Raw genomic sequence first — 10,021 nt, 5'->3', positions numbered from 1 at the left:
CCGACCCCTCTCGGGCGCACCGACGGAGCGGGGTGTCACCGCAGGGAGACGGTCACACCACCGGAGAACATCGAGTCGTGCAGCTCGATCGCCGCAGGTGTCGCGTCGACCGGCATGTCGAAGACCACCGGCATCGTGACGGTGTTGCCGGGATTGATCTCGTCCCACAACGTCACGTCCGAATCGAGATTCAGGGCAGCCGACGTGTCGGCCGTGAACTCGCGGCCCTGATCGTCGATCAGCGTCTGGTTGCTGGGGCTCAGCCCCTGCGGCTCGTTCGAGATGTTGCTGACGGTCATCGTGACGATCACGAACTGTCCCTGCGCTTCCTCCGCGAGGAACGGATTGTCGCCCAGCGACGACAGACCCGTCTCGATGCCGGTGACGACGAACTCGAACTTGCCGTCGCGGACGGGAGCGTTCATCTCGGCGTCCGGCGCGTCCACGGTCGGTGCGGACTCGAGCTCCGTCTGCGGGCTGTCGACGAGCGGTGCCGCGTCGCCGTCGCGAGCGGAACTCGACGATTCGTCGTCGCCACCACCACTGGCGACCGACACGATCACGAACACGGCGACGATCCCACCGACCACCCACGGCCACTTCTTCCGCTTGCGCGGCGGTTCCGGGACGGGGGTGTAGCCGGCGGCCGGCTGCCACCCGCCGGGCTGCGGCGGCTGCTGGTGCGGGTTCGGCGGCTGGATGCGCGGGTCGGGCTGGTCGGGGTAGGTCATGGCACAACTCGTTTCGTGCGAAGGGGCGGGTGATTCGGGCGGGCCGGGGGCGGGTCGCCCTCCGGGCGAGTGAGCGAACGTACCGTTCACTCGAATCAAGCGATCCGGCGATACATTCGCTCGGACCCGGGGTGGGGTGACTCGCGTTCGGACCCGGGGTGGGGTGCCCCGACACGGCGGTCGGAGTCGGTGGGCACCGGAGCGAACTGGGTGGTCACCGCGATCTCCTGGTCGTCGAACGGAACGATCCGATCGTCTGCCCTCGCCGCCACGAACCCCAGAAACGACGTGATAACGGGGGTTATCGGACTCCCTGCTCGCTCCGGGAAACCGGAACTTCTAGGTTGTGGGCATGGCAGACGTTTTCGACTTCACCGGTCGTCTCACCGAGGCGTCGTGGGAACAGATGGCCCTCGACACGCTCGGTGAACTCGGCTGGCGGCACATTCCCGGCCCCGACATCGCGCCGGGCAGCGGTGAACGCACCTCCTGGGACGACCCCCTCGTACCCGACCGTCTGCGTGCGGCGATCGCCACCCTCAACCCGACGCTGCCGGCGAGCGCCGTCGACCAGGCCGTGCAGACCGTCGCGACCGCCGGTTCCACCGATGCCATCGCCGAGAACCGGGTGATCCACGACCACCTCACCGAGGGCGTGCGCTCCGTGTCGTACGTCGACGACAGCGGCCTCGAGGTCACCCCCACGATCCGGTTGGTCTCCACCGATCCCGACGAGAACGACTGGTTCGTCGCCTCGCAGGTCACCGTGATCCGCGGCGACTTCGAGCGACGATTCGACCTGATGCTGTATCTGAACGGGATGCCGGTCGCCGCGGTCGAGCTGAAGAACGCCGGAACCGAGCGGGTCGGCCTGTCCGACGCGCACGCCCAACTGCAGACGTACCTGCGGGAGTTCCCGCTCGCCTTCCGCTTCGCGGTACTCGCACTCGTCTCCGACGGGGCGACCGCGGCCTACGGAACACCGTTCACACCGTACGAGCACTTCTCACCGTGGAACGTCGACGACGACGGTGCCCGCGTCGATTTCGGGATCCAGGGAGAACGCGCCGCCGGTGACGCCGCGCACCCCCTCGACGTCGCCCTGCACGGCCTGTTCAACCAGGAACGCTTCCTGCAACTGCTGCGCAGCTACACCGCCTTCGACGAGAGCGAGAACGGGCTCGTCAAACGGATCGCCAAACCCCACCAGTACTTCGCGGTCGCGAAAGCCGTGGGTTCGACGGTCGTCGCCGTCGAATCCGAGGGCAAGGCCGGTGTCGTGTGGCACACGCAGGGGTCGGGCAAATCCATGGAAATGGAGTTGTACGCCAACCAGGTGATCCGGCACCCGAAGCTCGCGAACCCCACCATCGTCGTCATCACCGACCGCAACGAACTCGACGGCCAACTCTACGAATCGTTCTCACGCTCCTGCCTGCTTCCGGAGCAGCCCCGGCAGATCCGTCGCCGCGCCGAGCTGCGCGACGAACTGTCCGGCCGCACCACCGGCGGCATCTACTTCACCACCCTGCAGAAGTTCGGTCGCAGCCGTGAGGAACGCGAAACCGGAAGTGCGCATCCGCTGCTGTCGGACCGGCGGAACATCATCGTCATCGTCGACGAGGCGCACCGCAGCCACTACGACGACCTCGACGGCTACGCGCGGCACCTGCGCGACGCCCTGCCGCACGCCACACTCATCGCGTTCACCGGAACCCCGATCTCGTTCGAAGACCGCAACACTCGCGCCGTGTTCGGTGACTACATCGACATCTACGACCTGACCCGCGCCGTCGACGACGGCGCGACCGTGCCGGTGCACTTCGAGAGTCGCCTCGTGAAGGTTGCATTCGCCGACGAGGTCAGCGAGGAGCAGATCGACGCGGCGGCCGACGACGCGACCGCCGACCTCGACGACGTCGAACGGGCCCGCATCGAGAAGTCCGTCGCCGTCATCAACGCCGTGTACGGGACGCCGGCGCGACTGCAGATGCTCGCCGCGGATCTGGTCGCGCACTGGGAGAACCGCCGCGCGCAGATGGCGAAGTTCGTCGGATCCGACGACAACCCCGCGGCGCCGGGCAAGGCGATGATCGTGTGCGCGACCCGCGAGATCTGTGCCGACCTCTACAGCCGCATCGTGGAGTTGCGCCCCGACTGGCATTCCGACGATCTGCACGCGGGACGCATCAAGGTCGTGTACTCGGGGTCGGCCTCCGACACCCCGCCGGTCAGCGACCACGTGCGTCGGGATTCGGCGAACGCCGCGATCAAGAAGCGGCTCAAGGATATCGACGACGAGATCGAGTTGGTGATCGTCAACGAGATGATGCTCACCGGGTTCGACGCGCCACCGTTGCACACCCTCTATCTCGACCGTCCCCTCAAGGGCGCGCTGCTCATGCAGACCCTGGCGCGCGTGAACCGCACGTTCCGGGGCAAGCGTGACGGGCTGATGGTGGCGTACGCGCCGATCGCCGACAACCTCGCCGCGGCTCTCGCCGAGTACACGGCCGACGACCGCGCCACGACGCCGCTCGGCCGTCCCGTCGCGGAGGCCGTGGACGCGGTGAAGAACCTGCTGACGATCCTCGCGAACATGCTGCACGGATTCGACTGGCAGGCGTATCGCACGGCGACGGGACCGCGGCCGTACGTCGAGGTCGTCAACGCGACCGTCGCGTTTCTGCGCGACCCCCGGAATCCGCAGAACGACGTCGCCGACGGGCAGGAGACACTCGCCGCGCGGTACCGCCGGCACGCCTCGCAGCTGTCGCGGGTGTGGGCGATCTGCAGCGGCCACGAGGACGTGCGGCCCCTCGTCGGCGACGCCCGCTTCTTCGAGGAGGTGCGGGTGACGATGGCGAAGTTCGATGCCGCCGATCGTCAGGCCCGGGGTGTCGCCGTGCCCGAGGACGTCAAGCGCGCGTTGCGTGCGCTGATGGCGGCATCCGTCGAATCCGGTGAGGTACTGGACATCTACGACGCGGCCGGGATGCCGAAGCCGTCCTTGGCGGATCTGAACGCGGACTTCCTCGAGCGCACCCTGCAGGCGAAGAACCCGACGCTGGCGGTCGAGGCGCTGCGCAAGCTGGTCGCCGAGGAATCGCGGAAGGTGGCCAAACACAACCTGGTCCGGCAACGCGCATTCTCGCAGAAACTGCAGGAACTGATGATCAAGTACACGAACAGTCAGCTCACCTCCGCGGAGGTCATCGCCGCGCTCGTGGAGGTCGCGCAGGAGGTGCGCGCCGAGGCGCAACGCGGACAGCGATTCGACCCGCCGCTCGGCGACCACGAACTGTCGTTCTACGACGCGGTCGCGCAGAACGAATCCGCGCTCGACGGGATGGGGGAGGACGTCCTCGCGCAGATCGCCCGCGATCTCGTGGGAGTGATGCGGCGGGACGTGAAGACGGATTGGAAGGTGCGGGAGGACGTGAAGGCGAAGCTGCGGTCACAGGTCAAGAGGTTGCTGACCCGCTACAAGTACCCACCGGACCGTCAGCCGGCCGCGATCAAACTGGTCCTCGAACAGATGGAGGCGATCGCACCGACCATGGCTGCATGACCGCTGCCCGGGCATCGGCTCGAAAAGACTTTCGTGCCTGCGGGAACCAAATCGTGGATCGGTGCATCCAAGTATTCGGACGGGGGTTCACGACGGATTCCCGACGGTACGAGACACGAGCACGGAGGCGACATGACGCAGTTCCAGCAGGCGGGATTCCAGTTCGATGCGGCAGCAGGACAGGCCCGCCCGCCGATGCCCGAGCAGAACACGGGGTGGGCGGTGGCGGCGTTGATCTTCTTCTGGCCGCTCGCCTTCTCGGCGTTCTCGAACTCGGCGAGCGTGTACCCGCGCTGGGCGTCGGGCGACCACCAGGGTGCACAGCAGGCGTCCGCTCAGGCGAAGAAGCTCGGCAAGATCGCGCTGGGTCTGTGGGTGGTCTTCATGCTGCTCGTCGTGGTCCTGTACGGGGTGGTGTTCGCGGTGGCGATGTCGGCGGTGTCGGATCTCGAATCGGTGACGCAGTACCCGTCGTACCGATAGCGGTACCGGACTTGCGCGGTGGGGCGGAACACGGTAGTTCTGGAACCGGTGTCGCGTGCCGGTGACGGACCGCGTCAGGCATGGAGGCGCCGGAACACAAGGAGTTCTCCTTGGCCATCTCACTCGATCACACCATCGTCGCCGCCACCGACAAGCATGCGTCGGCGACCTTTCTCACCGAACTGTTCGATCTCCCCGATCCCGTTCCGGGAGGGCGCTTCCTCGCCGTCGAACTCGGCAACGGCGTCACCCTCGACTACGCGGAGACTCCCGCATCGGCCGTCCACCCGCAGCACTATGCGTTCTGCGTGTCGGAGGACGACTTCGATCGTATCCACGGCCGGATCGTGGAGCGGGGCATCGAACACTGGGCCGATCCGCGGCAGACGCATCACGGAATCCGTGACGACGACAGCGGCCGCGGAACGTATTTCCTCGACCCGGCGGGGCACTATCTCGAGATCCTCACTCGACGATAGTGCCCCGCGCGGAGGGTCGGGGTTCGCGCCGGCAGCCCGCTCACTGCACCGTCGACCCCCTACGTCGGCGGTGCAGCAGCAGCGCCGTCCCGGCGATCGCGGCGGTGAGCACACCGGTCGCGACCAGCTGGGCACGCGCGGCGGTGTCGAACAATGCGAGGATCGCGATGGCCGCGAGCAGACCGAGCGTCGCGTACGACAGGTACGGGAAGCCCCACATCTTCAGCGGCAGGGCGTCCTCGGTGCCGTCGCGCCGAGCGCGCCGCCGAAGCACCAGGTGCGAGACCGTCACGAACGTCCACAGCACGAGGATCGTGGATCCGACGGCGTTGAGCAGCAACGGGAGAACCCGGTCGGGGTAGACGTAGTTGAGTGCGACGGTGACGAATCCGAATGTCACCGATGCGAGCACCGCGTTGCGGGGCACCCCGTTCGCCGAGATCCGGCCGAAGACCGGGGAGGCGGAACCGCGCCGCGACAGTGAGAAGATCATGCGGGATGCGCTGAACAGCATCGCGTTGAGCGAGGACAGCAACGCGACCACCACGATCACGGTCATCACCGCGGCGGCACCCGGTACGGCACCGGCCTGCAGGACGGCGACGAACGGCCCGGACGCGAGATCTTCGGACGTCCACGGCAGCACCGTCACCATCACGAGCACGGAGCCGATGTAGAAGACGAGGATCCGCCACACGAGGGTGCGGACGGCGCGGCCCACGTTGCGTTTCGGATCGGACGTCTCGGCGGCGGCGATCGCGATGATCTCGGTGCCGCCGAACGCGAACACGACGATCAGCAGCCCCGCGGCGATCCCGGCGAGTCCGGTGGGCGCGAAACCGCCGTGCGCGGTGAGGTTCGCGAATCCTGTGCTCTCGAATGTGGGGATCCAACCGCAGATCATGGCGGTTCCCACCCCGAGGAACGCGACGATCGCCACGATCTTGATTGCGGCGAACCAGAATTCGACCTCCCCGAACCGTTTCACGCCCACCAGGTTCACTCCGGTGAGCACGACCATGTAGAACAGTGCCGACGCCCACTGCGGGACATCCGGCAGCGCCGCGGCGGTGATCGCCGCCGCTCCCGTCGCCTCGGCCGCGATCACGATCACGACCTGGATCCAGTAGAGCCACCCGATGGTCTGTCCCGCAACCGGACCGAGGGCGTTCTCGGTGTGCACGGAGAACGCGCCGCTCGCCGGGTTGGCGGCGGCCATCTCGCCCATCATCCGCATCACGAACACCACGAGCACTGCGGCGACGAGGAACGAGACGAGCACGGCCGGTCCGGCGACCGCGATCCCGGCGCCCGACCCGACGAACAGGCCCGCGCCGATGGCCCCGCCGAGGCTCATCATCACGAGCTGGCGCGGTTGCATGGCCCGGTGCAGTGCCCCGGACGTGGCGGTGGGCGCCGGAGACGTGAGGGTGTCAGTCATCGATGCGCTCCGCGGCGGGCACGAGCTGGTCGAGGGCGATCTCGAATGCGGTCGCGGCGAGTCCCGTCCGGTCGGTGGAGCGTGCGTGGCAGCGGCGCAGGGCCGTGTCGACGGTGTCGGAGACGTCCCCGAAGATCGCGGCGTCCGACACCTCCGTCGTACCTTCCATCAGCTGCGCGAAGGCGCGTGCCATTCCGCTGTTCGCGATGAAATCGGGGATGACGGACACGGACTTGTCGGCGTGCTCGTAGGTGGGTCCGTAGAAGATCTCGTCGTCGGCGAACGGGACGTTGGCGCCGCTCGCGATCACGTCGAGGCCGGCCGCGACCATGCGGTCGACCTGTTCGCGGGTGACGAGGCGGCTCGCCGCGCAGGGCAGGAAGATGTCGGCTCCGAGATCCCAGATGGCGTCGTTCACTTCGGCGAACGGCCGCATGCGGTCGCTGCGCAGTGCGTTGCCGTCGCGGGTGAGCATCAACGTACGGACCTCGTCGAACGACAGCCCGCCCGGTTCGAGGATGCCGCCGTCGCGGTCGATGATGCCGACGATGCGGGCACCGGCCTGCGCGAGATAGTAGGCGGCGGCGGCCCCGACGTTGCCCCAGCCCTGCACCACGACGCGGCTGCCGGTGACGTCGCTGTCGGCATAGCGACGCCGGTGGTGCCGAACGGATTCGGCCACTCCGTATCCGGTGATCAGATCGGCGACGGTGTACTTCGAGGCCAGGTCGGGTGTGAACCGGGAATCCTCGACGACTTTCGCGACGCCGAGCCGCAGCTGCCCGACACGCTGGATGCGTTGCCGTTCGTCGTTGCCGAAATGCCCGGTGACCACGCCTTCCTGCGGGTGCCACAGGCCGTTGTCCTCGGTGATGGGGACGACTTCGTTCATCTCGTCGACGTTGAGGTCGCCGCCGGTCCCGTAGTAGGAGCGCAGCAGCGGGGTGACGGCGGCGAACCAGCGTCGCAGTACACCGTCCTTGCGGGGATCGGACGGGTCGAAGTCGATGCCGGACTTGGCGCCGCCGATGGCCGGTCCCGACACGGTGAACTTGATCTCCATGGTCTTGGCGAGTGACTCGACCTCGCGGCGGTCGAGGCCGCGGCGCATCCGGGTGCCGCCACCGGCTGCGCCGCCGCGCAGCGAGTTGATGACCACCCATCCGCGGGCGGTGGTTTCCGGGTCGTGCCATTCGAAGACGATCTCGGGGGACTTCTCTTCGAATCGGGTCAGCAGGTTCCTCATGGGCCGAAACTGTGACGGTCGCTACATTCGCCGCGCAACTGCGACGTGGGTAACTGTGCACGGTGTGGAGGTGCTGTTCACCGGCGCCGCATTTTTCTGTGCAATCCGCAGAGTTCGCGGGCCGGGGGGTGTGATCAGCGTCGGTAGGCCGGTGCTTTCGCTGCCCGACTCGGTTCGAGGGTGCGCAGCAGCGGCATCGCGCGATACCGCACGACCTCCGACAGCACCATGACGCTCGTCGACCGCGCCACGATCGAGGAGCGGTTCAGTTCGATGAGGGTCTGTTGCAGTCCGATGTGGGAGTCGGCGCCGATCCGGCACAGGATGTCGCCGGCACCGGTCGTCGCGAACGCCTCGAGCACTCCGGGGATCGCTTCGAGTACCTCGGTGACCGCTTCGAGGGCGCCCTGCACGATCTCCATCGTCACGAACGCCTGTACCTCGAAACCGGCTGCAGCGAGATCGATCCGGGGTTCGTAGCCGGCGATGACCCCGGTGTCCTCGAGGCGGCGCAGTCGAGCGGAGACGGTCGCCCGGGCGACCGTCAAGCGGCGCGACAGTTCCAGCGCACCGACCTTCGGGTCGGCGTGCAGGGCCTCCAGGAGTGCGAAATCCAACTCGTCCAGTTGTACGGGTTCACGCATGACGCTTCACTCCCGTCGGGGTTCCGAATCTATGCCGATTGTATAGCTGGGGTGGTCGGTTCCAGCGAATTCGAGTCGGCCGGGGTAGTTCGCGGGAGCGACGTTGCGCGGCGCCCCGCGACGGGCTTTTCCTGGTGACACACGACACATCGCTACGGCGGCCGCGCACCGCGGCAGGAGGTTCGGCAATGACACTCGAATACGTTCTCACCGACAGTGAGAAACTCGCCGAACTCGGCGCCGACGAGCTGCACCGGCTCGTCGGTCTCGTCGAGTACGACGCGGACCGTGATCCGTTCCCCGTCAGCGGGTGGGACGCGGTCGTGTGGGTCGTGGGCAACGCGACGCAGACCGCGCATTTCTTCCAGTCGGCGTACGGGATGGAACTGGTGGCGTACTCGGGGCCGACCACCGGCAACCGCGATCATCATTCCTATGTACTGCGTTCGGGTGCCGTACGTTTCGTGGTCGAGGGCGCGGTGGATCCGCGGAGTCCGCTCGTCGAGCACCACCGTGTGCACGGCGACGGTGTCGTCGACATCGCGTTGCAGGTGCCCGACGTCGACAAGTGCATCGCTCATGCGCGCGCCCAGGGCGCGACGATCCTCGAGGAGGCCCGCGACGTCACCGACGAGCACGGCACGGTGCGCATCGGTGCGATCGCCACGTACGGCGACACCCGGCACACCCTGGTGGACCGGTCGCGGTACGACGGGCCGTACCTGCCCGGTTACGTCGAGCGCACCTCGACGTACCGCAAGCGCGACGGTGCGCCCAAACGTATCTTCCAGGCGCTCGATCACGTCGTCGGGAACGTCGAACTGGGCCGGATGGACGAGTGGGTCGACTTCTACAACCGGGTCATGGGATTCACCAACATGGCCGAGTTCGTCGGCGACGACATCGCCACCGACTATTCGGCGCTCATGAGCAAGGTGGTGTGCAACGGCAACCATCGGGTGAAGTTCCCGCTCAACGAGCCGGCGGTCGCGAAGAAGCGCTCGCAGATCGACGAGTACCTGGACTTCTACCGGGGTCCGGGCGCGCAGCATCTGGCGTTGGCCACCAACGACATCCTCACGGCCGTCGACATTCTGCGCGACGAGGGCGTGGAGTTCCTGGCGACCCCGGACGCGTACTACGACGATCCGGAGTTGCGTGCCCGGATCGGCGAGGTGCGGGTGCCGATCGAGGAACTCAAGAAGCGGGGAATCCTCGTCGACCGCGACGAGGACGGCTACCTGCTGCAGATCTTCACGAAGCCGATCGGCGACCGGCCCACGGTGTTCTTCGAGTTGATCGAGCGGCACGGGTCGTTGGGTTTCGGGAAGGGCAACTTCAAGGCGTTGTTCGAAGCCATCGAGCGTGAGCAGGAGGCCCGCGGAAACTTCTGAGGTCGGAGGTGGGTCCCGCCCCGGTCCGAGTC

Annotated in this window: 8 protein-coding genes; 4 read left to right on the top strand and 4 right to left on the bottom strand. The window is 67.2% G+C overall.

Annotated elements, in window-relative coordinates:
- Window positions 1-35 precede the first annotated feature (35 nt).
- Window positions 36-731 carry a DUF4352 domain-containing protein gene (locus LDQ05_RS18270; RefSeq protein WP_226438376.1) on the bottom strand — a complete coding sequence of 232 codons (696 nt, stop codon included), beginning with the start codon at window positions 729-731 and terminating at the stop codon, window positions 36-38.
- 352 nt (window positions 732-1,083) lie between these two features.
- On the opposite strand from LDQ05_RS18270, the gene LDQ05_RS18265 reads away from it, so the two are divergent.
- The 3 genes from LDQ05_RS18265 to LDQ05_RS18255 all read left to right on the top strand — a co-directional run bounded on the left by LDQ05_RS18265 (window position 1,084) and on the right by LDQ05_RS18255 (window position 5,264).
- Window positions 1,084-4,302, top strand: coding sequence for a type I restriction endonuclease subunit R (locus LDQ05_RS18265; protein WP_226438375.1), 3,219 nt, complete (start codon window positions 1,084-1,086; stop codon window positions 4,300-4,302).
- A 132-nt stretch (window positions 4,303-4,434) separates the two neighbouring features.
- Window positions 4,435-4,785, top strand: coding sequence for a CD225/dispanin family protein (locus tag LDQ05_RS18260; protein WP_226438374.1), 351 nt, complete (start codon window positions 4,435-4,437; stop codon window positions 4,783-4,785).
- A 110-nt stretch (window positions 4,786-4,895) separates the two neighbouring features.
- On the top strand, window positions 4,896-5,264 hold the full coding sequence (locus tag LDQ05_RS18255; RefSeq protein WP_226438373.1) for a VOC family protein: 369 nt from the start codon (window positions 4,896-4,898) through the stop codon (window positions 5,262-5,264).
- Window positions 5,265-5,304: 40 nt separating this feature from the next.
- On the opposite strand, the gene LDQ05_RS18250 is transcribed toward LDQ05_RS18255, so the two are convergent.
- The 3 genes from LDQ05_RS18250 to LDQ05_RS18240 all read right to left on the bottom strand — a co-directional run bounded on the left by LDQ05_RS18250 (window position 5,305) and on the right by LDQ05_RS18240 (window position 8,595).
- Complete coding sequence (locus tag LDQ05_RS18250; protein ID WP_226438372.1) at window positions 5,305-6,705, bottom strand: amino acid permease; 1,401 nt, start codon at window positions 6,703-6,705, stop codon at window positions 5,305-5,307.
- The gene (locus tag LDQ05_RS18245) at window positions 6,698-7,951 is read right to left on the bottom strand and encodes a Glu/Leu/Phe/Val dehydrogenase dimerization domain-containing protein (RefSeq protein ID WP_226438371.1); all 1,254 of its coding nucleotides are present in this window, start codon (window positions 7,949-7,951) and stop codon (window positions 6,698-6,700) included. The genes LDQ05_RS18250 and LDQ05_RS18245 overlap by 8 nt, the downstream gene beginning before the upstream one ends.
- A 134-nt stretch (window positions 7,952-8,085) precedes the next feature.
- Window positions 8,086-8,595: an Lrp/AsnC family transcriptional regulator gene (locus LDQ05_RS18240; RefSeq protein ID WP_226438370.1), complete on the bottom strand. Its 510-nt coding sequence runs from the start codon at window positions 8,593-8,595 to the stop codon at window positions 8,086-8,088.
- A gap of 188 nt (window positions 8,596-8,783) precedes the next feature.
- Between LDQ05_RS18240 and hppD the strand changes: the two genes are divergently transcribed.
- Entirely contained in the window at window positions 8,784-9,989 is a 1,206-nt protein-coding gene (gene hppD, locus LDQ05_RS18235) for a 4-hydroxyphenylpyruvate dioxygenase (RefSeq protein WP_226438369.1), read from the top strand.
- Window positions 9,990-10,021: the final 32 nt, after the last annotated feature.

The sequence above is a fragment of the Rhodococcus yananensis genome (genome assembly GCF_020515525.1).
In the GTDB taxonomy this organism is placed as follows: domain Bacteria; phylum Actinomycetota; class Actinomycetes; order Mycobacteriales; family Mycobacteriaceae; genus Rhodococcus; species Rhodococcus yananensis.
Note: the sequence above shows the minus strand (reverse complement) of the source record. Positions and strands in the feature narration are given on the sequence as shown.